Source organism: Adlercreutzia equolifaciens DSM 19450 (assembly GCF_000478885.1).
Taxonomy (GTDB): Bacteria; Actinomycetota; Coriobacteriia; order Coriobacteriales; family Eggerthellaceae; genus Adlercreutzia; species Adlercreutzia equolifaciens.
This window is the reverse complement of sequence record NC_022567.1, coordinates 1-25131: the sequence shown is the minus strand read 5'-3', so window position 1 is coordinate 25131 and position 25131 is coordinate 1. Positions and strand designations below refer to the sequence as shown.

Sequence of the window (25131 nt, the reverse complement as noted above, 5' to 3'; positions counted from 1 at the left end):
CTTGCGAAGGACCCTACATGACCGACAACCAGCCACCGCGCCGCACGCCCCCTGCGGCAGATCCTCCCCTGGGCACGCCCGAGGGCGATCGGGCCTTCGTAAGGCGCACGGCACTGCGACGCCTGCAGCGCAACCGGCGCATCTTCAGCATCGTTGTGGGGATTCTGCTCGTGCTGTCCTTCGTGGTCTTTCTGGTGACTGAGTTCATGCAGCCACACCCGTTTAATCTATAGGTTGATCACCGTCGCCGGGCGTCCTGATTGCTTCGCAGCCTTCTTCAAGGCCCTCGCGACCCCTTCGTGACAGGTGAAGAGAATGACCTGGCGCTGCTCCGACAGTTCCACCAAAGCGCGGGCCGCCCCCAGCCGGCGCTGCTCGTCGAAATTCACGAGAATGTCGTCGGCGAGGATGGGAATGGCCCGCCCCACGTTATCGGCGCAGGTGAGCAGCGCAATGCGCAGGGCCAGATACAGTTGCTGGCACGTGCCGAGGGACAAATGCACCGGCTGGCGCGTGCGCCCAAGGGCGTCGGCTACCTCCAGAGTGCCCTCGCGCGTAAGGCTCACGCGAGTCCACCGCCCTTCGGTCATGAGGGACAGCAACCGGCTCGCCCGCAGATACACCTCTGGCTGGCGCTTCGATTCCCAGGTGGCAATAGCCGCCTCCAGCATGTGCTTGGCTAGAAGCAATCGCGCGAAATCGGTGCGCGCCTCTTCCAAGCGCGTGGTCACTTCCTGCACCTCAATTTTGATGCGATCGAAGTCGCGCTCCGTTTCGGCTTGGGCGAGGACGGCGGCCAATTCCCCTGCTCGCTGGTTCATGGACTCCAACGCCTCAATGAGCCCCGTGCGCTGGCGAACGCGCCGCTCGAGCTCCTCCTCGACATCGCCTACCCCGCTTTCAGGCGACAATCCGGCGCGCTGAAGCGCCGCCGCTCGTTCAGAGGCGATTTCCTGAAGGCGATGCTCGGCATCCGCTCGCCGCGCCGCCGCCGCTTGCTGGCGCTGGCGACACAGCGCCATGGCCTGACGCGCCTCGCGGGCCTCGTCAAGAAGCGCCCGGGCCTGGCGCACCGACCCTTGGGCCTCGCCCAGCCCTTCCTCATCCAGCGCCTCGCGTACCTGCGCAGCCACCGATTCCTCCTCAGCCTGGCACGCTTCCAGCTTTTTCTTATCCTGGATCATCACCCAATGGGCGTCGTCGAAACGGGCCTTGCGGGCGCCTTCCTCCTTGTTCGGTCGGAACAACAGGGCGAAGCCGCCGGTGGCCATAAGCGCCGCGAAGACGGAGAGGAGAAATCCGATGGCCATATAGCTGAGGGCACCGCGGGCACGACCCTCGATGAAAAGAGGGACACCCAGAAGAAACAGCACGGCGGGAATGACCACGCAGAATGCCACCTGAATGCGTCTCTTCGATCGCTCGCTGCGGCGATCGGCCTCATCGTCGGCCGTTTCCTGCAGCGCCTCGTACACCGCCACGGAAGACGTGTAGTTCGCGCGAGCCACCTCCACGGCATGGGCCTGCCGCGATTGACGGGTCGCGAGGTTTTCCAAGCGACCACGCAAGGCCCGCTCGTCGGAGGCCGTCAGGCGCGCGAGGCGCCGCCCGCAGGAGCGCTCGTGAAGTTCGTAGTTGCTGGCTGCCTCCTCCTCGCTCTTGGCCAGCCGGGCGACATCCCCTTTAAGCTTGTCGCGTTCGGCATCCAGGGCCGCCAGAGAACTTTTGGCCATGGTGAGCGCCTCAATCATGCGGTTGGCCTCTTCCACCCGCTCTCCCATGGCGGCGCGCTCGGGCTCCAGCTCGTGCAGCTCGCGATCTTGGGCGCGATAGGCATCGGCGACGTCAGCCGCGCTTTGCTGCTCGGCGCGCAGGGCGTTGCGCCGGGCCAGAAGCTGGGGGATCGACTGCTCGGCCGAGGCGGCGCGGGAGGTGAATGCCGCCAAGCGCTCGTTCACATGAGCGAGGGCGTGGGCCGGCGACGAGCCTGTGCCCGAACCGGCCGTCAGCAACTTCGCCGTCGTGTCCGTCGTGTTGCGCAGCGAGCGCAATTCATCGCTGTTCAGGGAAAACATCGTGCGATAGGTGTCCTTGTCGATGTCTTCCACCAGGAAGGTGTCTCCCTGCAGGCCGTCGGCATTGCGGGCGCGGGAAAGCACGAACGTCTCCTCGTCTTCCCTCGCACCCGCGCTCGCGTCCGCCCCCGCCGACCGCGCGAAAAGCAGCGAGCCCGCTCGCTCGGCCCCCTCGGGCTTGTAGGTGTTCCGGTTTCCTCGAGCCTCCTCCCAACCGAACAGCACGCCGCCCACAAAGGAGGCCACCGTCGTCTTGCCCGCCTCGTTGGCGCCCAGGACAATGTTCATGCGATCGCCGAAGGGCCCGACCACGGTATCGTGAAAGCGGCCGAAGCGCTCCAAGTGAATAGAGCGGAGGTAGATGCGCGGCTCGGTCATCGGTCGTCGCCCCCTTGCAGCAGCAAGTCGAGCACAAGCCGGGCGGCCTCGTCCGTGAGCTGGCGCGCCTTCTTCTCGGAAAGCGCCGCCGTAAGGGGAACGTTGCGCGCGAGGTATTCTTCCTGCAAATAGTCGATCTGCCCTTCGACATCCTCGGAGAGCCGATCAACGGTGCGAAGAAACACCGCTGGGAACAGCCCTTCGGCGCGCAACGCCTCTTCATCGATGGGAGCCGTTGTCTCGTCGATGAGACTATCGCAGTAGAATTCCGAGTACGCATCGTTCAAAGAGGCGCGCACCTCTTCCAGCACCCCGGGGCGGCCGAGCACCTCGTGAAGGGAGGTCGCTCCGGTGAGAATGATGCGCGACACCATCATCTCGCAGGAGGCGTCGCCGTTGACCGCGAACAGCTCCCGCATGGTTTTGGACACCAGAGCCGGGATGTTCGTGCAATCGGAGACGTCGATGCGAACCTTTTCCCACACCACCGAGGCCGTGGGGATGAAGCTCACCTTCGGCGGCGCGTCAACCGCCAGCGTGACGAGGTTGACACCGCGCGGACCCGTTTCGCGCACATCGCGCCCTTGAATGCAGCCGGAAAACGCAATGCGCGGCGCGCGCTCGTCGTTGACCCACCGCTTGTGAATATGCCCGAGCGCCCAGTAGTCGAACCCGGCGCGCAGCAATGCCACGGGGTCGGTGGGAGCCTTCACAGGATCGAACGTAAGCCCGGTGTGCAGCACGCCCACCGCAAAAGGCGCCTCGGCGGCACGCGGCCCCAGCGCCCGAATGGCGGCGGCGCGGGTGATACCCTCGGCGATGTTCTCGTTGGGCGACCACACCTTGTTCGGGTAGCCGCGGCCTCCGATGACCGCAAGGGGATGCCCGTCGCGCTCGTACAGGGCGAAATCGGGACGATCTGCGGCGAGCATCGTGGCGGACGGGGGCAACGCGAAGAAATCCTGCTGCCAAAGACTCAGCGGATCGTGGTTGCCGGTGCACAGGTAGGAAGGAATGCCCTCCGCGTCTAAGCGGTTCAGCCCGTCGAAGAAACGCAGGTAGTCGCGATAGGACGCGCGAACCGAATCGAAGATGTCGCCGGAAACGACCATGAAATCAACCTTGCGCGACACGGCTGCTTCCACCACGCGATCCCACGCGCCGGGAATGGCGTCGACCAAACGGCGCGCCCATTCGTCGGACAGCGCCCGCAGGCCGCGAAACGGCGCGCCGATGTGCAGGTCGGCAGCGTGAATGAATGTCAGCGTCTCCGGCACGAACAGACCCTAGAAGCTGCCCACGCGGGAGTCGTCAATGAAGTCCATGAACTTTGTGAACTCGGGATTGAAGGCCAAGTCGATGTCGCGGGTGGCACCGTTGCGGTGCTTCGCGACGATGAGCTTCGCCATGCCCAAGTCGGGGCGCGATTCGCTTTCCGCCTCGATTTCGTTCATAGAGCGGTCGATAAACATGACGATATCGGCGTCCTGCTCGATGGCGCCGGAGTCGCGCAGGTCGGAAAGCATGGGGCGCTTGTCCTTGCCGCGTTGTTCGATGGCGCGGGACAGCTGCGACAGGGCAAGCACCGGCATGTTCATTTCCTTGGCGAGGATCTTGAGTCCGCGGGAAATTTCGCTCACCTGGTCGTTGGTGGATTTGTTGGCCGTCATGGGGCCCGGCTGCATGAGCTGCAGGTAGTCCACAATGATAAGACCTTTTTGGCCCTCTTTCAGGCCATGCAGCTCGCGGCGCCCCTTGGCGCGGGCCTCCAGCACCGAAAGGCCCGGGGTGTCGTCGATGAACATGTCCAGCTGGGAGAGCTTGCCCGAGGCTTCGGCCAAAGCGCCCCAGTCGCCCTCGGCAATAAATCCGCTGCGCAGCTTCGAGAGATTCACGCGGGCCTCGGAGCACAGGATACGCTGAACCAGCTGCTCGGCGCCCATCTCCAAGGAGAAGAACGCCACAGCGGCGCCGGCTTTCGCCGCATTGGTGGCCAGGTTCAAAGCGAAGGAGGTTTTGCCAACACCGGGACGCGCCGCCAGAATAACCAGGTCGCCGCCGCGAAATCCATGAAACAGCTCATCGACGTCCTTGAAGCCCGTGGGAACGCCGGCCATCTTGTCCTTCTGATTGGCGAGACGGGAAATCTCCTCGTAGGCGTCGCTTACCAACTCATCCATCTTGCGGAACGACGAGCTGACGCGTTTCTCGGTTACGTTGAAGAGCGTCTTCTCCGCCTCTTCCACCACCTGATCCAAATCATCGGGCGCGTCGTAGGCCAGAGCGTTAATTTGCGTGGCGGCGAACACGAGCTCGCGCAAAATGGATTGGCGCTTGACGATGTCGACATGGCGCTCCCAGCTGGTGAGCGAGAAGGTGTTGTCGGCCAGCTCGGCCAGATAGGCGCGGCCGCCCACGGCCTCCAGCTGTCCCGTGGACTTCAAGGTGTCGGCGAGAGCGATGGGATCAACGGGGATATGGCGGTTCGTGAGGCTGATGATAGCCTCGAAGATGATGCGATGGGCCGGACGGAAGAAGTTTTCCGGACGCAGCCGCATGACCGCCTCTTCGGTCACCTCCCCGTTGAGCAGGCAGGCGGCGAGCACCGATTGCTCGGCCTCGATGTTCTGAGGCAACTGCGCGCGGGGCGCAAGTCCGGGCGTATTGTTGGCATCCATGGGAGGCTGAGGCTGGTAGGGCATGAAACATCCTTCGCGTCGTCGGTGCGCCTATTGTATCGCGTTTCTTCCCGCGAACGCCGGAACTCGGCTTACCGCCACTGTTTCACGGGAAACAGGCTCATTATAGAAAATGGCCCCTCCGAAGAGGGGCCATCAAAGGGTCTCGCAAGACGAGGACTACTCCTCGGTCTCGGTCACCTCAACCTCGACGGTGCCGTCGGCGGCAACTTCGCCGTCAACTTCAACCATCTCGTCGGCCGGAGTCTCGGCGATATCGATAGCCTCTTCGATAGCGTCGATGGCCTCTTCGGCCTCGGACTCGCCAGCAACGATCACGGTCACCGTGCCCTTGATGTCGCGGTACAGCGACACGGGCACCTGGTAGGTACCGGTCATCTTGATGGGCTTGCCCAGTTCCACACGACGACGATCGATCTCGATGTCGAGCTGCTCGGCGATGGCGTCGGCCACCAGAGGAGCAGTGACGGAACCGAAGAGCACGCCCTCCTCGCCCACCTGGGCGATAACGCGCACCGTAGCGTCGTTCAGCTTCTCGGCCAGAGCGTTGGCATCGGCAATGCGAGTATCCTCGCGCTTGGCGATGTTCTTCTTGCGCTCCTCAAGCTGCTTCAGGTTGCCCGGAGTAGCCTTCACGGCGTAGCCCTGGGTCAGCAGGAAGTTGTTGGCAAAGCCGCGGTTGACGTCGATGACGTCGCCCTCGCCGCCTTTGCCCTGGAGTTCCTTCAGAAGAATAACTTTCATGGTTCTCCTCCCTTCGCCTAGCGGTTGCGGCGATCGCCACGGCCGCTGACAGCGGGAACGGCATAGGGCATGAGAGCCATGACGCGGGCGCGCTTAACAGCTTCCGCGATGTCGCGCTGGTGCTGGGTGCAGGCACCGGTCACGCGACGGGGCTTGATCTTGCCACGATCGGTAACGTACTTGCGCAGCATTTGAGTATCTTTGTAATCGATATACTCCACGTCGTCCTTGCAGAACTGGCAATACTTACGACGAGGCTGCTTAGCGTAATCGGCCATATTAACCTCTTTCGTTTCGCTTAAAACGGAATGTCATCATCGTACACGGAAGAGGAAGCGTCGATAACCGGTGCAGCGGGCATGGGCGCGGGCGCCGGAGCCGGTGCGGGCATGGGAGCCGGAGCACTATAGGCCGGAGCCGCCGGAGCATAGCCCTGGTTGCCGCCGAAATCGCCGCCGTAGGACTGAGCGCCGCCACCGTTGCGGCTCGACATGAATTCGAGCTCGTCAACGATGACTTCGAGCTTGCTGCGCTTCTGACCATCGCGCTCCCATTGGCTCCAGCGAAGCTTGCCCTCGATGGCCACCTTGGTGCCCTTGGACAAGTACTGGTGCAAGCTGCGAGCCCGATTGCCGAACATGGTGCAGTCAACGAAGTTCGGATAATCCTCCCACTCGTTGGTCTGGGGGTTACGACGACGGTCGTTCACGGCCACGCCGAAGCTCATGACGTCCATGCCGGACTGGGTGCTGCGCAGCTCGGGGTCGCGGGTCAGATTGCCGCTGATGATCACTCGATTAATGCTCATTTCTACCTCTTCTCATGGTGAGCGCTTAAGAACGCTCAGTTTCCAACTAGTCGCGATCGGTGCGGGCGACGATCATATGACGCACAACGGCATCGTTGATGCGCAGCACGCGATCGAGCTCGGCAATGCTCTGCGGGTCAGTATGGAAATCGATGAGAGTGTAGTCGCCATCAGACAGACCGTTGATCTCATAAGCGAGTTTACGCTTGCCCCAATTGTCGACGTTGTCCACCACGCCCTGGGCGTCAGTGATCGTCGTCTCGATGCGCTTCATAACGCCAGCGCGCGTCTCGTCGTCAATCGTCGGAGCAACAATAAACAGCAGTTCATACGCCTTCATCAGCTCACCTCCTTTGGACTTTACGGCTCCGGGCTGGTGAAGGCACACACCGGAGCAGGAATAGCCTTGCTATCTTAGCAGAGCTTTCCCCGCTGCGGTTGAACCTGCATTTCTCCATCACGGTAAGCACACATTGCCTCGGTCGCTGGGGCCATGGTAAACCAAGCGAACCGTAAAAATGACGCGGGAATGTCCCGTTTCGTTCCTCGCGCCGACCGTATGGGCGTCGCAAAAAAGGCGGAGCCGAAGCTCCGCCGTTCACATCATGGCGCCCCCGAGAGGACTCGAACCTCCGACGCACGGTTTAGGAAACCGACGCTCTATCCGCTGAGCTACGGGGGCGGATATCTGGATTTCGTCGCTAGATATGTTTGAGCACTTCCATGACAAAATCGCTGTTCAAGGCTAACATGTCGTTGTCGATGTTTTCAATGACATCGTCCTCTTCGGCGAAGAATGCCGGCTTTCTGCCATCCATGCCCGCCAAATGCAGGGCCTGCTGGCCGTGCTTCAAGGCGTAGGCCGATGCGCTGTTGCGCCACTCCATCGTAGCCTCGGGCACTTTCAGCCCGGTGGCCTGACCGGCCTTGCGAACCAAGCGCTTCATGCGGCTCGAGGCCTTCTTGGGAACATAGGTGCCCTCTTTGTCGATCAGCGTCAGCTCGCCGGCACCCAACGCCTCCAGCTCCACGATAAGCGCGCCCTTGAGCTCAGCCTCATGAGCAGCCATAAACGCTTTCATGCCGCCATTGCCGGCAAGTTCGGATCCGAGCGCCACGAACCACACTTCCATATCGATGCGGTCGCTGTGGAACTGCTCGATCTGCTCGATTTCCGGCGTCGGCTCAAAGACGAAATCGGCGGGCAGGCCTTCACCGAACACACTGGACGGATCGGCGGCACTTGTCTGGTTTTCTTCGCCTTCGGACTCATCGTCAAATTGATCACGGGAGAACGCCCCACCCTCGAAATGGCGGCCGCGGCGATGCGAAGAGCGAGGTGCATCGAAGCCGTCCTCGGCAAAATCGTCGTCAAATTCGGGAGAAAACGCTGTCGTTGCGTCGGCGTCCAAATACTCTTCGTCGTAAGCCTGGATATCGCCTTCTTCGCGGAAACTCTCCCAGCCGCCGCGCGCTGCTCCAACTTCGCGGGCATCGAAGCTCTCCTCGACATCGAGCCATTCCTGCGGACTGGATGCTTCCTCACGCTTCTTGCGGCGGAATTTGCCGAAGATACCGCCGAAGCGGCTCTTGGGCATCTCCACATAACCAGGACCAGCCATGGCTCCCGTCTCGGTGATCTGCTCCACATAAGCAGAGTCATCAACATCTTCGACATACATATCGTTCTCGGAGGCATTCTCCAAAAGCTCATCGCCGATAGGCGCGGCCGCTCCCGTCGCCCCCATAGAAGAAAACGTGCCCGCAAGACTGATGCTGCCGGAAAGCGCTGGATCAGTCGTCGTTGTCGTCCTTCCCAAAGACGGCAGCGCGTCGAGCAGCGCCGCTTCCCGCGTGCCTGAAACGGCCGGCGACGGCTCGGGCGTCGTCACCGAGGGGATGACGGCGCTCAAGTCATGCACGCGACCATCATGCTCGGGGCGATCCTCTGAAAGAGGAGCGGCTTGCTGGCAATCATCCATGGAGATGCGCGGAAGCTCTTGGGAGATGCCGATATTGGGCAGCGTAATAGCACGGCGCCGGCGGGGGGCAGCGGCCGGAGCTGGAGCCGGATTCTCGGCCACTTCTCCCACCGAGGGCACCACCACGCGCTGCCCGCCCGCAGGCGCAGCAGAAGCATCAGGCGTCGAAAGATCAATGGGAGGAACCGCCACAGTGGCGCCCGTCAACGGACGCTGGCCATCTCGCACCGTCACATCGGGGTCATCGGTCGGCTGGGGCACAACAGGTACAGCCGGTACAGCAGGCACGACAGGCTTCGAGGCAGACGTCCCGGTTTCCGAAGAGGCCGGCTCGGATGCGATGGCGGGAATGTCGGCCAACATCGCGGAGACCGTGTTGTTCGAAGGAGACGGCAATTGATCGGCCTCAACCGCCGGCACCTCAATGGCTGGCAATACCGGGGCCGACGAGGGCAATGCCTCTTCATTAACAGCCGACGCAGAAGGCGAAGCAGAAATCTCATCGGAGCTCTCGTCCGCAACCACACTGTCCATAATCTCGGTGGGTGTTGCGCCAGCCGCTGCCGAAGCCGCCTGCACTGAAGCGCGCATAACACGCATACGCTCGGAAAGCTCGTCGAGGTTGCGACGCTCGTGTTCTTCGCGCGCGTTAATCTCTTCCTCGGCCCGCTCCAAAGCCGTGGCATACCGCGACCGCTGCACGGGCTTTTCCTTAGCAGGCTTCTTGGCTTGCTCCTGACCCTTTTTGAACCATTCAGGCACTTGATGCTCAGCAGGCGCCACGTAGGCAGGAGCAGCAACAGGGACGACGGCCACGGCAGAGGATGGAGCTAAGCTCTCTTCCGGAGAAACCTCCACGGTACCGTTTTCCTCTCCCTTCGCCGGAGATTCATCCTCTGTTGCCACCTCAGCAGGCGTTGCAGACACCGGTTTCCCCGACAACGCCGCTACGGCAGCTTTGGCGGCCGCCAGGCGCTCGGCAGCCGACTCCATGGAGGTTCCCAAATCCTCGGAAGTATTCCCCGTATGGTAGACAATCTCCGCACCCTCGGGAACAAGTCCCGCCGACACGGCGGCCGCCTCGCCATGAACCGTTGGCTCGGGCGCATCGGGAAGATCCCGAGCGGCAGCGACGCGAGAGGCGACTTCCAAAAGCACTGCCACTCCTGCGGCGTTGCAGTTTGCGCCCTCGTTGTAGTTCGCGAACTTCTCAAGCAGAAACGACGCAACCGGCAAAACCGCTATCACCATGGCAACAGCCAGAAGGACGTTGAACACCACAAGCACGGTGCCGTCGGGAGCGAGCACCATTCGAATCGCCAAAAGCAGCGGCATGACCACCAGCATCGCCAGCTCAACCCAATAAAGGATGGGGAGCACCGCCGGCATCGCGCCGTTCAAATCGCGTCGCACCTTACCGCTATCGTAGTTCGCCACCACGATCACCTTGCGTCTCCGACTCGCTCGCGTCGGCGATTTCGCAGGCAGGTAGCGCGCGACGACGTTCTGACTCACACCACGGTTCAAAAGCCGCGAAAGCACCGGCTTATCGAACACCTCAGCAGCTGCCAACGCAGCGCAGATGAGGGACACCACGATGGCGGGAACAGCCAGCGCCCCAACAATCGTTGCCACCAGCGTCACCAATACTGCCACACCACTGCACAGCGTTCGAGGAAGCGAGCTGTCGGGGTTGCACTGGAAGTCTTCCATAGCAGTCGTCAGACCGGCCTCGGCGGAAAATTGCTCACTTATGTAAAGAGCCGCACGCTGTTCTTCCTCAGTACCCGCCGGCCGGGGGCCGATCTCCTGAGACAGATATGCGACATGTTCGTTCAATTCGGCCATGTACGTTGCCTTTCCTCGGTGAAGAGGGTTCTATGGACATAATTATCGTAAGTATACGCCATTACGAGGCCGTTCCGAGATATTCACGAAGAAAGGCGTCAGCATTTCCCGCTTTTAGGCGCTCGGCTTCATAGGCGCCCTGGTCGGCCTCGATCTCCTCGTAGAATCGAAGAGCAACGATTTGCTCCGGGTCATCTTCCCCGAGTTTTTGGGCCAAGGCGGCCGCTTCCTCCTCCAACGCGTTATAGCGGCTGTTCTGAGCCTCGAGCTCTTCCTTGTTGCGGGAAAGATAGGCCTCGTCGGCAGCAAGGGCTGCCTGCTGCGATTCTATTCTTTTAGCCACGTAGGCTTTAAAGGCCGACAAATCGAGGCCGGGATAGGCCGCTTCGGCTTGAGAGAAATCCTGTTGAGCCTCTGCCAAAAACGCCAGAGCCTCGTTGCCCTTAGCCTGCGAGGCAAGAATGTTCTCCTTGCTCATCTCTTCAGCCAACGCCGTGGCTTCACGAATAGCCGCATCGGCGTTTATCACGGCATTCCACCCCGATCGGGCTTTGAGGAACGCCTCTGTCGCCATCATCGACTCCTCGATGATACTGACCCCCGCATCCAGCATATTAAGGCGCGAGCGAGCGGCCGTCACCACCTGAGAGGCCGCCTCCTTATCGTCATTGTCGCTCAGCGACGACTGCAGCGTCTCCATGGATGCGATAGAGTCCTCTAACTGGGCTCTCATCGGGGCGATCTCCGCGACAACGGCACGATACCCCTCGTTCAGCGCTTCTGCGGAAGGCGCGGCGTCTCCCGTCGCCGAGGGGGAAAGGCGCTTGGCATCGCACTGTTCAATAACCAGTTCGTCAAAGGGAAGAAGGGATTCATCGCAGCTCTTGATGATGTCGACCTGATCATTCAGGGTATCAAGCAGAGACTTCTGCTGCTCCCTCATCGACATAAGAGCTTGGCCGCCCACCAGCGTGATGACCAAAAGGGCGCACACCACCACGAACACGGGCACGATGCCCCTCATTTTTCTATCAACAGCGGAAGAAGAGGCTGATGGAGATGCGGGAGCTTCGCCAGACAAGACGATGGACTGCCCTTTGACCGGTGTTGGCCGAGGCTTCTTCCCTTTCCCCAATGTGAAAAGAGAAGGGCCGCCCGAGCCTCCCTCGCGCCGATCGCGCTCCTCGGCATCGCGAGCCTCACGGGCGGCATCGAGCACGCTGAAGGAAATCTCGTTGGAAGACCCCCGCGTGCGCCGCTTTATGTGCATCGGATGATGCGCCCTCTTCGCTGCCATAACCAGAATGCTCCCCTAGCGGCGCGCTGCTATCTCGTCGACGATCTGAGCCGCCGATAGGAATCGGATATTCTGGCTGGGAAGTGATCTCAGGAACGTCTTGCCGTAGCCCTTCGTAATAAGACGCTTGTCCGCAAGGATCAGAATGCCCCGGTCATCAGCTTTGCGAATAAGACGGCCTGCTGCCTGCTTCGTTTCCAACACTGCCGCTGGCAGGACATAGCGCCGCCAGGCGGCATCGTCACGAGCGGCCCGTTCGCAAGAAAGGGGATCCGTCGGCTTCGAGAAGGGCAATTTCGGTATCACGACACCCTTCAGCGTGGCGCCCGGCGCATCGAATCCTTCCCAGAAGCTCTTTAGGGCGAAAAGGGACAAATGCTCGTCGGCGAGGAAGTCATCGCGCAGGCCCTTCACCGACACGCCCCACTTCTGGCACACGACGCGCAAATCGTCTCCCTTCAGAGCCGGCTGCACCTCTTCGAAGCACTTCTCCATTTCGCGGCGATTCGTGAACAGGGTGAGCATCGACCCGTTCTGGGCACGGTGAGCGTCGATGAGCAGGCGCTGCAGAGCACCGAGATAACTCGGATCATTGGGTTCGGGCATATCGTTGACAACATAGACAACCATCTGATTGTCGAAGTCGTAGCTTGAGGCAAGCAGCAGCTCGTCGGCAACGGAAAACTCGCTCTCGTTCAGCCCCATGGCCTGGGAGAAGCTGTTGAAGCTGCCGTCAACGGTCAGCGTGGCCGACGCATAAACCACCGAATGGGTCCGCGCATACAAGGTCTCGTTCAGCGTCTCCCCCACCGATACGAGCAAGGCCTCCAGCTTGTTCTGCGGACGATCGGTCTTGCGACTTAAGCTCGCCGCATACACATAGCGCTCGGGACATTGCGTGCAGATGACCTCGACGTTCTGAATGATCTCCTTCATCTCCATCGCAATGGAGGCAATTTCGCGCTGAATGACGGCGGCGCCTTCAACGTCCTCCAAATAACCCACGAGTTCCTGGCAAACCGTCACCATCTTCTCGGCGCGCTCGGCCATGGCGCGACCAAGACGGGCAATGTTTTGGAAGAGAGAGCCGTGGCGAATCTCGTCATTCAACCAAAGATCCACCGTCTCGTAGCCCTTCGAGCGCTTATTGGTGTCATAGAAGAACAGGTCGGGCAGCGCCTTGCAGAACGCCTGGGCCGCTTCGCCGAATTCAGCGCCCGCACGGCGCGCCTTCCCCGTGAGCCCATAGAACAGCGTCGTCGAGGATTCATTGCCCGGCATGACAACGGTGCGCTCCGCCCGCACGAAGACGTTGCGCCGAGATTCCTCGGAAGCTACGCGGCGCGCGAGGGAGAGAATGTCTTCCTCTGCCAACTCAAGGGAAAATGCGCGCCGTGCCTCGCTTTCGGCGCTGTGTGCCTCATCCACCACCCAATAGCGGATGGGCGGGAGCAAGCCTCCGTCGGCGGCAAGATCGCAGAACAGGAGGCTATGGTTGGTAACGACGATATTGGCGGCCTCGGCCTTGCGGCGCGAACCGTGGACGAAGCAGGACGTGCCGAAGAACGGGCATTTGCGACGCAGGCAATCGTGGCTCGTGGTGGTGATCATCCAGCGCGGCAGCGTGCGGTAGTCGATCTTCAGGCCGTCGATGTCGTCGTAAGCCGTCTGCTCAATGAAGGAAAGCAAGGCGGCAAGGGCCGGAGCCTGAGGTTTTTGCTCCTTCCCCACGGTGCGCATGCCGGGGCCTTCCACAACGAGGCGCTCCACCTTGTGCAGACAGGGATAATGGGAGAACCCCTTGAGAGCAGCATAGGTGAGGTCGGCACCGAGCTCCTCCGAAAGAGCGGGAAGCTCATGATAGACCAGTTGGTCGAGGAGAGCGTTCGTCTTAGTAGCTACGCCGACATTAATACCGTTATCTCGGGCAATGATGGCTGCCGGCAAAAGATAGGCCATGGATTTGCCCACGCCTGTTCCTGCCTCCACCATAAGATTGCGCGATCGGGCAAACGCATTGCGCACTGCCTCGGCCATAGCCACTTGCTCGCCGCGCTGCTCGTACTCTTCGTACAGGGAACCTACTACGCCCTCAGCGGTGAACGCTTGGGCCACAGCATCGGCCGTGGGGAGCAAGAGAGATCGTCCTGGATCGGCGGCGATTTCATCGGCATCCACGAGCGGTCTTAGATCGGTTTTTCCTACACGTTCGCGACGCAGGGTGCGCAGCGAGAAAGGAAGCGGTTTCTCCTCGCTCGTCTCAACCGCGCGCTCGGCAAAATACTTGAACACCACAACCGTTGGCCAATCGTTCGGTTCCGCCATAGAGGCGATTTCCCGCAGCAACATAGTCGGCATGGCTTCCACAGCAGCAAGCAGAATACGCAGGAGGGCACAGGTCGCCGCCACATCTTCATCAGCCCGATGCGTTGACCGAGGAGCACCGAAGGCCTTCACGAGATCGATGAGTCGATGGGATTTCATGCGGGGCAGCGCGATGCGGGACAAATCGAGGGAATCGACCCAAGTGTTCTCGAGCAGCGGATAGCCCGTCGGATGCTTCGTCGTGAAATTGCGGTCGAACTCGGCATTATGGGCCACGACGACGGCGTCTCCTACGAAAGCGGCCAGATCGGCTAGGGCCTCGGACGCCGAGGGAGCGTCAGCCACATCCTCATCGTGAATATCGGTGAGATGGGCAACATCCTCAGGAATGGGCTTTCCCGGGTTCACGAAGGTAACGAACCAGTCGACAATCTCGCCGTTTTCCACCCGTGCCGCTGCAATCTGCGTCAACTCATCATGGGCGAGAGAGAATCCCGTGGTTTCCGTATCCAAAACAACGACATTATTATCGAACCGGCCAAAATCGCTCTTTTGGGCCCGTTCGGGCAGCGACTCGTAGCGCGCGATAATCTCCGACGGCGTTCCGTCGCTGATAAAGTTCTTCAGCTGTCTTTCGAGGGGGGTGGTGTCACGTGACATAGCGCAGCCTATCTTTCGCGGCGCCCTTGGTGGTGAAAAAAAGGAACCTCGGCCTAGCGAGTGTTCCCTGATTCATCGGGCTCGGTTATGGTGTTCTCGACAACTCACGGTATTGTATCAGCCAGGGCGGAGAGAATATTCATGGAACGGTATTTCGGTACATATCAAACATTTCGAACGGTCTCAAAGAAAGATGCGGCGGTGCTTATGGGTTCCAACACCCTCGTGGGAGACCGATACCGCATCAATCTCACTATGGACGAGGGTGTCCATCGCGCTTGGCTTATCAACAAGTTCAACGAAACTATCGGTTACTTCGACGACAGTTTCTCACGCGAACTGAGCCTGTTTGCAGCGGAAGGTCTGGAACTCGTGGGAATCCTCTCCTTTGTCGCCTTCACGGAAACACCTGAGCCAGGTGAATATTGGGGACAAGCCGCAGTTGTCGGGTACAGCCCCCATTACGCAGAAGAATTCAACCAGTTCATCGACGGCGTCTGCGGGCTTATCGGTAAGGGCATTCGCCCGAAGCTGGCGTTGAAGGGGCCAGCTGTCGACGAGATCATCAATTCGAACGGCACATGGCTTCCGAGCGAGCGCGAGCCTCTCCCCGAGAAACAACGAGGCATGGCGCTGCTCAAAACGCGCCGAGGGTTCATCGACGGCCTCGTGGAGGCTGGACGCACGGGCAATAAAGGTTGCTATATTCTCAGCTGGGCCTTTCTCCTTGCCCTCGTTGCCGCCATCATCATCGGCCTGAAATCTTGCGGAGTGTTCTAAAACGAGAACACTTGTTTTAGTTATCTAATCGGTAACCGTAGGGGGCGACCTTGGTCGCCCCTCGGCCGCAAGCGCTTACTCTCCCTCCTCGAAAGCATATTCAATGAGCTTCGTGCATAACTCAGGGAAGCTGATGCCTGCCGCCCGGGCCGCATCGGGAAGAAGCGAAGTCGCCGTCATGCCAGGGATGGTATTGGTCTCCAGAATCCACGGGATGCCATCCTCGTCGAGAATGAAATCGGAACGCGACACGCCACTGCACTGCAATGCCTTATGGGCGCCGACAGCGGCGTCCATTACTTGCTTGGTTTTCTCCTCATCGAGAGGTGCCGGGCAGATATGCTGCGAACCGCCGGGCGCATATTTCGATTCAAAATCATAGAAGTCAGCTTTAGGAACAATCTCGATGACAGGTAAAGCGAAAGGATCCCTGCTTCCCAACACGGCAACCGTGAGCTCGGTACCTTGAATATACTTCTCAACGACAACAAGCTCGTCAATTTCGAACACACGCTCGATGGCATCAGCAATAGCTTCTTCGCCTTCCACGATGTAAATGCCCAAAGCGCTGCCTTCGGTAGCCGGTTTCACGACACAGGTTCCGCCCATAGCCAATGCAAGCTCATGAACGGAATATTCCTCTCCTTTCTTGATATATTGATAGGGAGCGGTAGCAATGCCTTCGCGCTGGTAAAAGAGCTTGGATTGGGCCTTGTTCATCGCCGTCGCGCTTGACCACACACCTGGTCCCGTGTAGGGAAGACCGATCGTTTCCAGAAATCCCTGGAGCACGCCATCCTCGCCGCCTTTTCCGTGAAGACAGAGAAAGGCAACGTCGAAGGGCTCCTCAATGAGCTTTTTCAAATGATCCTTCTTCGCCGGATCCAACTCCTGAACAATAAACCCCGCTTCACGAAGCGCCTCCCCGGCACCTTTGCCCGATGCAAGGGAAATTTCGCGTTCCCCACTGGTTCCTCCAGCTAAGAGGGCGACGCGGCATTTTGCGGGTTCAACTACTGCTGCCATGGAGCATTCCTTCCAGACGGTAAATCTCTGGAGGCAGTATATCAGAGCAACGCCACCGTCTATAATGAACCTATGAATAACGAACTGATAAAGCTTACAGAAGCCGAACTCGAGGATCTTGTTACCTCGTGGGGATACCCGCGCTTTCGCGCAAAACAGATCCACGAGTGGGTTCACCGCCATCATGCGGCTTCTTTCGATGCCATGTCCAACCTTCCGAAAGACCTCAGGGCGAAACTTTCTGAGTTTTTTCCGCTGGAGATGGTAAAAATTTTTGACCGACAAGTTTCCTTAGATGGGACACGCAAATATGTTGTGACCCTGGCCGACGGCTCATTAGTTGAGACGGTGGGCATGCCCGTCTACCATCGAGACGGCTCTCTTGATCGGCTATCAGTATGCGTTTCCTCTCAAGTAGGATGTCCTATGGCCTGTCAGTTCTGTGCAACTGGCCGCGAAGGCCTTACACGGAATCTCACGGCTGCAGAAATCATCTCCCAAGTGGCTCTCGTCCAAGAGGATTTCCAAGAACGGGTAAGCAATGTCGTTGTTATGGGTCAGGGGGAACCCTTCCTTAACTACGATGAAGTTCTTGCTGCTTTGCACATTCTAAACAGCAGGGACGATTTTAATATCGGAGCGAGACATATCACGCTCTCTACTTGCGGCATCATAGATGGGATCGATCGTCTCTCCCAAGAGCCAGAACAATTCACGCTCGCCGTGTCTCTTCATTCGGCTCTACAGGAGAAGCGTGATCAGCTTATGCCGAAAGTGACAAAGCAACCTCTTTCGGATCTTAAAAAGGCTATGGAGAGATACACCCAGTCGACCAACCGTCGTATCTCCTTCGAGTATCTCCTCATCAAGGATGTCAACGATTCAGAAGAAGATCTTCAAGCACTTCTCGACTTCTGCGATGGGCTACTCTGCCATGTCAACCTTCTCCCGGTGAACACCGTAGAAGGATCTCCTCTACAAGCCGCCTCACCAGCAACTGCAAAGCATTGGGTCGAGACGCTGAGCCACCATGGTGTGGAAACAAGTTTCAGAAAATCCCGCGGAGCTGATATCGACGGAGCATGTGGTCAGTTAAAAAACAAGTTGGCGCAAGAAACCTTTCGTTAACTCGTCTTTCTCTTCTCATGTTTCACGTGAAACAAAGATAACTAATGGCATGTTATGTAAAGTGCTTTCCCTTACCTCATACTAGGGTCTATAACGACTTCTTTCAACAAAAGAAAAGAGTCTGTTTCACGTGAAACAGACTCTTTTCTTAGTTATTAAATGCTATTGGAAGTTACTCACCAACAAGCTCACTGAAGAGTCGTCGCAAATCTTCCTCATCCTTGAATTCAATCTCGATTTTATTCTTTCCTTTGGACGATTTCACACGCACGTTAGTCTTCAGTGTCTCGCGTAAGGTCTTCGCCACAGACTTGTAAACCGCAGGCATCGGTTCACGGGGAGCTGAAGCAGAGCTGTCCTTTTTGCCTGACATAAGGCGAGCAAGATTCTCCGCTTCGCGCACGTTCAAACCATTATCGATAATCTTCTGAGTCAAGGAAAGACGACCTTCAGCTGTGGGCACTGAAAGAATGGCACGAGCATGGCCCGCCGTGATCTTTTCCTCAAACAGAAGCTGCTGAGCCTCTTCAGGAAGATCAAGAAGTCGAAGTGCATTGGCGACAGTCGAACGACCCTTGGAAACTGCCTGCGCCACTTCTGCCTGAGTCATCGAGCGCCGCTCCATCAACCGACGGTATCCGTAGGCCTCCTCTATCGGGTTCAAATCAGAGCGCTGGATGTTCTCGATCAACGCAAGCTCGAGAGCCTGGTCGTCATCAACCTCTTTTATACGAACGGGAACCTTCTTAAGGCCAGCAGCCTTAGAGGCTTGCCAACGGCGCTCACCGGCGATGATCTGATAAGTGCCATCGGCTATTTGTCTTACAAGAATAGGTTGAAGCAGACCATCTTTTTCAATAGAAGCAGCGAGTTCTTCTATTTCCTCTTTTTTAAATTGGGTTCTCGGCTGATCGGGATTAGGAGCGATTCTATCAATCTCCACCTCATCAGTTTCCCGTACAGGAACCTCCTCAATCCTTGATTCCTCAATAATGGCTTCTCGCACAAAGGGTTCAGAGACCTTTACTGGTTCTTCCTCCAGCTCAACCATCGTTCGTACGGGCCGTGTGGAAATAGGGGCCTCTCGCACTGCCTCTTCATCTACCTCAATTGTCACTCTCTGGCGCTCAGGCGCAGGGGAAACAGGGGCAGGTGATTCATAGGAACCGGGGAGGAGGGAACCCAGACCTCGACCGAGTCCTCCACGACGTTCGGGCTTAGCCACGAGCAATCACTTCCTTCGCTAATTCAATATAGGAAAGAGCGCCTCTTCCCTTGGGATCATATTGGGTAATCGGCTGCCCAAAACTCGGAGCTTCCGACAATTTAACCGTGCGAGGAATAGGCGTGGCAAACACCAAGCGCCCAAAATACTCACGCACTTCATCGACAACCTGCTTCGAGAGCGTTGTACGGCTATCGTACATAGTAAGAAGAATGCCGTAGATATCCAGAGTAGGATTAAGGCGGGATTTGACACGCTTCATTGATTCGAGAAGTTTTGTCACACCTTCCAAAGCATAGAACTCGCATTGGATAGGAATAAGCAATTTATCGGCCGCTACGAGAGCATTGACTGTTAAAAGACCCAAAGAAGGCGGGCAGTCGATGAGAATGAAGTCATATTTGCCCCGCATACCGCCCACAGCATCCTTGAGGCGATTCTCTCGCGCCATTTCCGAGACCAGCTCAACTTCCGCTCCCGCAAGATTAATCGTAGCAGGAGCAATGTCTAACCCCTCGGCGATATCAGGAATAATTACCTCTTCAAGAGGAACATCATTAAGGAGAACGTCGTAGATGCACTGCTGTATGAGACTCTTCTCAACGCCAAGGCCACTGGAGCAATTTCCCTGAGGGTCAAGATCGACAAGAAGCACCTGTTTGCCCATCTCTCCCAGTGCAGCTCCAAGGTTGATTGCCGTTGTCGACTTCCCTACGCCACCTTTTTGGTTAATGATGGCGATGATCTTCGTCTGTCCGACAACATGACGCACCGGCTCCTTGTCTTTATAGCTCTTCAAAGGTTCTTGAGAAATCACAGGAGCTGCGTAATCCTCAACCTCTCTGACAACCACTTCAATATTTTCAGGATCGTCAACGAGTTTCTCTTCAGCGACTACCACTTCTTGTTCCTGAGTCTGAGGTCGATCAACCTCTTCGACAGTCCGGGCTTGTTTTGTGTCTCGTTTAAGACCATCAAAGAATCCCACAGGAACCTCCTTCCTTGATTGGAGCACAGTATATCATCGCCTCAAGCCGGTTCAGGCGATGTTCGACAGAAGGATTCAAATTGATCGTGTTTCACGTGAAACACGATCACATACTATATTCAGCTTCGAGGGCGAAGTGGCTGTTTCTGAGCCAAGCCAATTCTTCGAGGGAGCTTGATGCGTGGCTTGCCGATTTTCTCAAACACCACAATCGTTCTTGTAGTCTCTCCATCGCTCAAGCAAATCTCACGCTGAGAGATCATTTTCATACCAACAAGGTCTTGCACAGCAAGCGCTTCCTCAAGCTCCTCTGATGACAGCTGGGCCTTATAGCACACTAAGCGACCGCCTTTTTTCAAAAGGGGCGAAGCAAGCTCTATAAGAGAAACGAGCTTAGACAGAGCTCGTGCTGTGAGGACAGCAAATTTCTCCTTGTACTCCAGAGGAAGATCCTCGATGCGCTCGCTTGATGTAGAAATCTGCTCACTCAACGAAAGATCATCGAGGGCAGATTGAACAATAGCCATTTTCTTCTTCACCGAGTCAACGAGAAGTGTCTTTCTTCCTGTTGCAAGCGCAAGAGGAACTCCAGGGAAGCCACCTCCCGAGCCAAGGTCTCCATAGAGACCAGCAGGAGCTTCATTGACCTCTGGCAAACCTACCAGCGAATCCTCTATATGAAGGAGGCACGCTTGCTCCCCATCAGTAATGCGAGTAAGATTCGTGACCTTATTTGCTTCAAGGATTGAATCAAGATAGCGTTGCATCAAGCTCATCGTCTGATCTTCTGCCATCTCAACTCCTTCCCATAGGCGAACGTGTCCATAATAAAGGAAATGGGACGTGCTTTGCGCGTCCCATCAGCACGTTAAAAGTATCCGAACAGTTTTTACAGAGGAACCACGACTACATGACGGGAAGGGCCCTCTCCTTCAGAAACAGTCTCGACGCGATCATCGTCTCTCAAGGCAATGTGGATAATCCGGCGCTCATAGGGAGTCATCGGGCGCAATCCAACTTTACGGTGCTGAGAAGCAGCACGATTAGCAGAGCTGTGAGCAATCGACTCGAGTTTCTGGCGCTGGCGGTTCTTGTAGCCCTCAACATCGACAATAACCGGATAACGGAAGCCAATGGTACGTACCGTTATCATCGACACAATGAATTGCAGCGCGTCAAGAGTTTTCCCATGGCGACCAATAAGGACAGCCATATCTTTGCCGCTGATATCAAGAATCAGTTCGCCCTCGTCGCCCTCGTATTCATCAATAGTCACTTCGCCGACATTGAAGTACTGGAGAATATCTTGGAGCGCCGCGATAGCAGTGTCAGCAATAGTATCGAGCATCTCGTCCGTCACGATAAGCTCGTCCTCTTCAACAACCTCTTCGGTATTAATGGGGTCTGCAGAAGACTGAGAATCCTCCACCACCTCGTCTTCTACCTCTTCAATCATGTCCTCGAACTCTTCAGTCATTACAGGCTCCTAACCTTAAACACCGCGGTTGAAATGATGCCGCGGAACGTACAAAGGGAGTGTTTCATGTGAAACACTCCCTAAAATCAGTAAGGTCTAGCGCTTTTTCTTGGGACGCTTCTTCTTCTCTTTGCGCGTGACGTTAACCTCTATCGGCTTGACAACGAGAGCTTCTTCCTCCTCTTTACGCCGATCAGCAGCACGGCATCGCGCAAGCGTCAACTGATTCTGACCGATACCGATAAGGGAGGATGCGCCCCAGAACAGCAACACGCCCGCCGGCGAACCCCAGGAAATCCAAAGCATCATAAGAGACATGATCGCGCCCATCATGAGCGTCTGATTTTTCTGCTGGGTGTTTTCGGTTTTCAACTGCTGAAGAACCATCGGAAGGAAGGTGGCGCCAGCAAAGATAATCATGAGAATGAGATAGGGAACAAATGTTCCGAATCCCTCGCCGAAGGCCTGGGAGGGCGTCGTGACGAGATTCGGCACCAAGTTGTAGAAGGAGTACGTGCCCTCACCAATGCGATCGCCCATCTCGCGAAGCACCTGGAACAGAGCAATAAAGATCGGCATCTGAAGCAGCATCGGAAGACAACCAGCGAGCGGGTTGAACTTCATCTCCGCGTAGATCTTCTGCATCTCCTGGGATTGGCGCGTGGGATCATCGGGGAAACGGTCTTTCAGGGCCTGAATCTTCGGCTGCACCTTCTGCATAGCATAATTGGACTTCGCTTGCTTATGCATGAGGGGCGCGACGATGATACGGAAGATAATCGTGACAATGATGATCGCCAGGCCCCAGTCATGGCAGAAGTTATAGAAGAACTGGATAATGTCGAAGATCCAGTCTTTAAAGATATCCCACATAACTTACCTTTCCAAATGCACCGGCGACTCAGGGAACGGGATCGTACCCACACGGACCGCCAGGGCGGCATCGCAGTATCCTCTTTGCAGTGAGCACGAACCCTTTGCAAAACCCATACCGCTTGAACGCGATGAGTCCGTACTCAGAACATGTGGGAATGAAGCGACAAGAGGGGGGAAGGAGTGGTGAAAGAGCCATTCGGTAAAACACAATAAGACCGATAGCAACCAGAGTCGGAACCCTCTTAATGCGTACGAGCAGCTTCTTCAACGGTGTTCTTCCCTTCGCCTTGGGCAAGGCGCTCAGCGACATTTCCGCATGCTTTCAGCACTTTACTATAAGAAGCCCGAGTGAGGCCCGATTTTGCCAGAAATATCACGTCAAAGCCGGCCCACGGCCCACCCATCTCCATGCAGAGTGCTCGCAAGCGGCGTTTGGCGCGGTTCCTCCAAACGGCATTCCCCAACTTCTTCCCCGCAATAAAAGCGACACGACCGGAATGGCCGTGTCGCTCATGATTGCTCTGCTTGTCGTCCTGCGCGCCTACAATAACGGTAAAGTATGGCGTATGAAGACGATGCCCCGTAGAGAAGAGCTGGGAGATTTCAGTGCTGGATTTAATAGTCTGCACCTAAAGATCTCCTAGACGGTGAGACGCTTGCGCCCCTTAGCACGACGGGAAGCGAGAACAGCGCGACCACCCTTGGTAGCCATACGGGCACGGAAGCCATGGCACTTGGCGCGCTTGCGTTTGTTCGGTTGATAGGTGCGTTTCATTGTTTCTTTCCCTTTCATGGTTTAAAGAGTAGCTTTTGAATTATACAACGCAAAAAAGTACTGTCAACGGGGCGAACAGAAGAATAAGGAAGATGGCTGCGAAGGGGGTTGCGGTAGGGAGGCGAAACCATGAAGTACCGGTAACGGCTGTGCAGAACTAAAAAGTAGTCCCCATTGAGGAGGCATTCTAAAAATAGAATCCAAATAGTAGTCTCAATAAGGCGAGTGGATTAGTCGACAACTGGCATAGCCGCAGGTGAGGAGCTTGCTAGCGTACTTACTGCTTGGTGAGTTATCGAGCGCGCTTGTGAACCATGCGCTAGCGGCCATCCTCTGCTGTCTCCCGTTGTCGTTGAAAAGTCGTCCTGTTATGCGCAGGTTTTCCCTTCTTATCAAGAGTTTGTGAACAAACTAGTCCAGCTCGCAGATGATCTTCTGCAGCACCTCAATCTCTTCCTGGGTATCGCGATCGGTCTTCAAACGCTCTTCGATGCTGGTTGCCGAGTGGATGGCGGTCGAATGGTCGCGATTGAATTTCTTGCCGATATCGCCGTAGGGGAGGTCGAGCAGTTGTCGGCACAGGTAGATGGCGATCTGTCGCGGTCTCACAATGGATTGGGATCGCTTGGGGCCTACCATGTCGCTATGGCTCACCTTGAAGAAGTTCTCCACTTCCCGCTGGATGTCCTCCACGGTCAAGCTTCGTGACATGCCGCCGGTGAAATGGTTGGCTAGAAGCTCGCGCACTTCATCGATGGAGATATCGCTGCGATCGCAGTAGATCATGCGATAGATGACGGTATTCACGGCGCCCTTGAGCTCGCGGATGTTGGATCCGGAGTTCTCGGCGATGTACATTTGAATGTCGTCGGAGAGGGTGAAGTTCCCCAGGCCCTCGCTTCGGCTGAATTCGTCGGTGAAGGATTTGACGATGCCGAGTTTGGTTTCCACTTCCGGCGGCTGGATATCGATGGTGCCGCCGCTGTAGAAGCGAGATTTCAGACGCTCGTCGAATTGGATGTTCTTGGGAGCGCGGTCGGCGGAAAGCACCACCTGCTTGCCCTGGCTGGTCAGCGTGTTGAACAGCTGGAAAAGCATGTTCATGGATTCCTTCTTGCCTTGAAGGTGCTGGACATCATCGAGGAGGAGGATGTCCGCCTGCTCGTAATAGGCGCGGAAGTTGCGGAAGCTGACCTTCTCCTGATCCTTGATGGCGCCGGCCTCTGAGTACTTCGAGACAAAGTCCTGAGCATCCACATAGACCGTTCGCATCGAGGGACGCGTTTCCTCGATGTAGTTCTGAATGGCCCTCATGAGGTGTGTTTTGCCCAAGCCGCTCTTCCCGTAAATGAACAGGGGGTTAAGGGGAAGCCGTCCGGGGGACTCTGCAACTTCGACGGCCATGGAATAGGCCATGCGGTTCGATTCCCCGATAACGAAGTTCTCGAACGTGAGGGAAGACGAGGGATTCGAAGACCGCTCGGCGACCGGCTCCTGGGAGAGCGGTGCGGGCGCGGGAGGCGCGTAGTGATCGACCACGACGTCCTCTACCAAGGGATGAGCGACCATGCCGGATGGTTCGAAGGGGGCCGCCTGAGACAGGGGAGCACCATAGGCCGGCGGTGGGGGAGCAGATGCCGCGATGGGCTGAGAGGGGAGAGGCTCCATCGTCGTTGCCGCTGGCTGCGCAGGTGCTGGTGCCGGCATCGGTTGTGAGGGTGCCGAAAGGGGAGCCGCTGGGGAGGGTTGTGCCACGGCAGCGCTTTTGCGCTGCTCTTGAGTAGGATCGACGGCAATGGCCACCGCGAATACGACGCCGGTGAGATCGCGCAGCGCGCGCACGATCACCTCGGTGTAATGCTGCTCGACCCATGTCTTTATAAAGTCGTTGTCGGCGGTGAGCATGAGAAAGGAATCGCTCATGGCTTGGGGAACGAGCCGCGAGAAAAAGGCGGAAACCTGGGAGGGGTCGATATCCTGGTAGCTTTTGACCTGGGCGCAAATGCGCGCCCATTGTTCGTTGAGCGTCTCGCTATCCAT

At 57.4% G+C, this 25131-nt stretch carries 23 protein-coding genes and 1 tRNA gene; 3 read left to right on the top strand and 21 right to left on the bottom strand.

Going from position 1 to position 25131, the window contains the following annotated elements; translation table 11 throughout:
- Positions 1–17: 17 nt before the first annotated feature.
- A complete protein-coding gene (locus AEQU_RS00110) occupies positions 18–233 on the top strand; it encodes a hypothetical protein (protein WP_022738058.1) in 216 nt (71 codons plus the stop codon).
- Here AEQU_RS00110 and AEQU_RS00105 read toward each other — a convergent pair.
- The 11 genes from AEQU_RS00105 to AEQU_RS00055 form a co-directional block, all read right to left on the bottom strand.
- Complete coding sequence (locus tag AEQU_RS00105; protein WP_022738053.1) at positions 228–2453, bottom strand: ATP-binding protein; 2226 nt, start codon at positions 2451–2453, stop codon at positions 228–230. The two genes, AEQU_RS00110 and AEQU_RS00105, sit on opposite strands and share 6 nt — an antisense overlap.
- A complete protein-coding gene (locus tag AEQU_RS00100) occupies positions 2450–3730 on the bottom strand; it encodes a metallophosphoesterase family protein (RefSeq protein WP_022738048.1) in 1281 nt (426 codons plus the stop codon). Before AEQU_RS00100 ends, AEQU_RS00105 begins: the two co-directional genes overlap by 4 nt.
- A 9-nt stretch (positions 3731–3739) precedes the next feature.
- Complete coding sequence (gene dnaB / locus AEQU_RS00095; protein WP_041714730.1) at positions 3740–5131, bottom strand: replicative DNA helicase; 1392 nt, start codon at positions 5129–5131, stop codon at positions 3740–3742.
- Between the two features lie 180 nt (positions 5132–5311).
- Positions 5312–5896, bottom strand: coding sequence for a 50S ribosomal protein L9 (rplI, locus tag AEQU_RS00090; protein WP_022738040.1), 585 nt, complete (start codon positions 5894–5896; stop codon positions 5312–5314).
- Between the two features lie 17 nt (positions 5897–5913).
- Positions 5914–6174 carry a 30S ribosomal protein S18 gene (gene rpsR, locus AEQU_RS00085; RefSeq protein ID WP_022738039.1) on the bottom strand — a complete coding sequence of 87 codons (261 nt, stop codon included), beginning with the start codon at positions 6172–6174 and terminating at the stop codon, positions 5914–5916.
- A gap of 20 nt (positions 6175–6194) precedes the next feature.
- Entirely contained in the window at positions 6195–6704 is a 510-nt protein-coding gene (locus AEQU_RS00080; protein WP_041714233.1) for a single-stranded DNA-binding protein, read from the bottom strand.
- A gap of 46 nt (positions 6705–6750) precedes the next feature.
- Positions 6751–7044 carry a 30S ribosomal protein S6 gene (rpsF, locus tag AEQU_RS00075; RefSeq protein WP_022738031.1) on the bottom strand — a complete coding sequence of 98 codons (294 nt, stop codon included), beginning with the start codon at positions 7042–7044 and terminating at the stop codon, positions 6751–6753.
- A gap of 266 nt (positions 7045–7310) precedes the next feature.
- Positions 7311–7386, bottom strand: a tRNA-Arg gene (locus AEQU_RS00070).
- A 19-nt stretch (positions 7387–7405) separates the two neighbouring features.
- Positions 7406–10534 carry a hypothetical protein gene (locus tag AEQU_RS00065; protein ID WP_022738026.1) on the bottom strand — a complete coding sequence of 1043 codons (3129 nt, stop codon included), beginning with the start codon at positions 10532–10534 and terminating at the stop codon, positions 7406–7408.
- Between the two features lie 61 nt (positions 10535–10595).
- A complete protein-coding gene (locus AEQU_RS00060) occupies positions 10596–11831 on the bottom strand; it encodes a hypothetical protein (RefSeq protein WP_022738022.1) in 1236 nt (411 codons plus the stop codon).
- A gap of 15 nt (positions 11832–11846) precedes the next feature.
- Positions 11847–14816, bottom strand: a complete 2970-nt coding sequence (locus AEQU_RS00055; RefSeq protein ID WP_022738017.1) for a helicase C-terminal domain-containing protein — start codon at positions 14814–14816, stop codon at positions 11847–11849.
- Between the two features lie 141 nt (positions 14817–14957).
- Here AEQU_RS00055 and AEQU_RS00050 point away from each other — a divergent pair, with 141 nt between their 5' ends.
- Positions 14958–15596, top strand: a complete 639-nt coding sequence (locus AEQU_RS00050) for a hypothetical protein (protein WP_022738013.1) — start codon at positions 14958–14960, stop codon at positions 15594–15596.
- Between the two features lie 75 nt (positions 15597–15671).
- Here the strand turns inward: AEQU_RS00050 and AEQU_RS00045 are convergent, their stop codons facing one another.
- The gene (locus AEQU_RS00045) at positions 15672–16622 is read right to left on the bottom strand and encodes a D-alanine--D-alanine ligase family protein (protein WP_022738009.1); all 951 of its coding nucleotides are present in this window, start codon (positions 16620–16622) and stop codon (positions 15672–15674) included.
- Between the two features lie 72 nt (positions 16623–16694).
- Here AEQU_RS00045 and rlmN point away from each other — a divergent pair, with 72 nt between their 5' ends.
- Positions 16695–17750, top strand: coding sequence for a dual-specificity RNA methyltransferase RlmN (gene rlmN, locus AEQU_RS00040; RefSeq protein ID WP_041714223.1), 1056 nt, complete (start codon positions 16695–16697; stop codon positions 17748–17750).
- 172 nt (positions 17751–17922) lie between these two features.
- Here the strand turns inward: rlmN and AEQU_RS00035 are convergent, their stop codons facing one another.
- The 9 genes from AEQU_RS00035 to dnaA all read right to left on the bottom strand — a co-directional run bounded on the left by AEQU_RS00035 (position 17923) and on the right by dnaA (position 25131).
- Positions 17923–18975 carry a ParB/RepB/Spo0J family partition protein gene (locus AEQU_RS00035; RefSeq protein ID WP_197536798.1) on the bottom strand — a complete coding sequence of 351 codons (1053 nt, stop codon included), beginning with the start codon at positions 18973–18975 and terminating at the stop codon, positions 17923–17925.
- Positions 18968–19963: a ParA family protein gene (locus tag AEQU_RS00030; RefSeq protein WP_022738001.1), complete on the bottom strand. Its 996-nt coding sequence runs from the start codon at positions 19961–19963 to the stop codon at positions 18968–18970. The genes AEQU_RS00035 and AEQU_RS00030 overlap by 8 nt, the downstream gene beginning before the upstream one ends.
- Positions 19964–20082: 119 nt before the next feature.
- Positions 20083–20757, bottom strand: a complete 675-nt coding sequence (rsmG, locus tag AEQU_RS00020) for a 16S rRNA (guanine(527)-N(7))-methyltransferase RsmG (RefSeq protein ID WP_041714217.1) — start codon at positions 20755–20757, stop codon at positions 20083–20085.
- Positions 20758–20852: 95 nt separating this feature from the next.
- Positions 20853–21440 (bottom strand): Jag family protein, encoded by a 588-nt coding sequence (locus AEQU_RS00015; RefSeq protein WP_022737993.1) that lies wholly within the window; start codon positions 21438–21440, stop codon positions 20853–20855.
- A 96-nt stretch (positions 21441–21536) separates the two neighbouring features.
- Complete coding sequence (locus AEQU_RS00010) at positions 21537–22313, bottom strand: YidC/Oxa1 family membrane protein insertase (protein WP_022737989.1); 777 nt, start codon at positions 22311–22313, stop codon at positions 21537–21539.
- Positions 22314–22341: 28 nt separating this feature from the next.
- On the bottom strand, positions 22342–22626 hold the full coding sequence (gene yidD / locus AEQU_RS12815) for a membrane protein insertion efficiency factor YidD (protein ID WP_084280243.1): 285 nt from the start codon (positions 22624–22626) through the stop codon (positions 22342–22344).
- Positions 22559–22945, bottom strand: a complete 387-nt coding sequence (gene rnpA, locus AEQU_RS12180) for a ribonuclease P protein component (RefSeq protein WP_084280241.1) — start codon at positions 22943–22945, stop codon at positions 22559–22561. Before rnpA ends, yidD begins: the two co-directional genes overlap by 68 nt.
- Before the next feature lie 11 nt (positions 22946–22956).
- The gene (gene rpmH / locus AEQU_RS12175; RefSeq protein ID WP_022737978.1) at positions 22957–23091 is read right to left on the bottom strand and encodes a 50S ribosomal protein L34; all 135 of its coding nucleotides are present in this window, start codon (positions 23089–23091) and stop codon (positions 22957–22959) included.
- Between the two features lie 411 nt (positions 23092–23502).
- Complete coding sequence (gene dnaA, locus AEQU_RS00005) at positions 23503–25131, bottom strand: chromosomal replication initiator protein DnaA (RefSeq protein WP_022737974.1); 1629 nt, start codon at positions 25129–25131, stop codon at positions 23503–23505.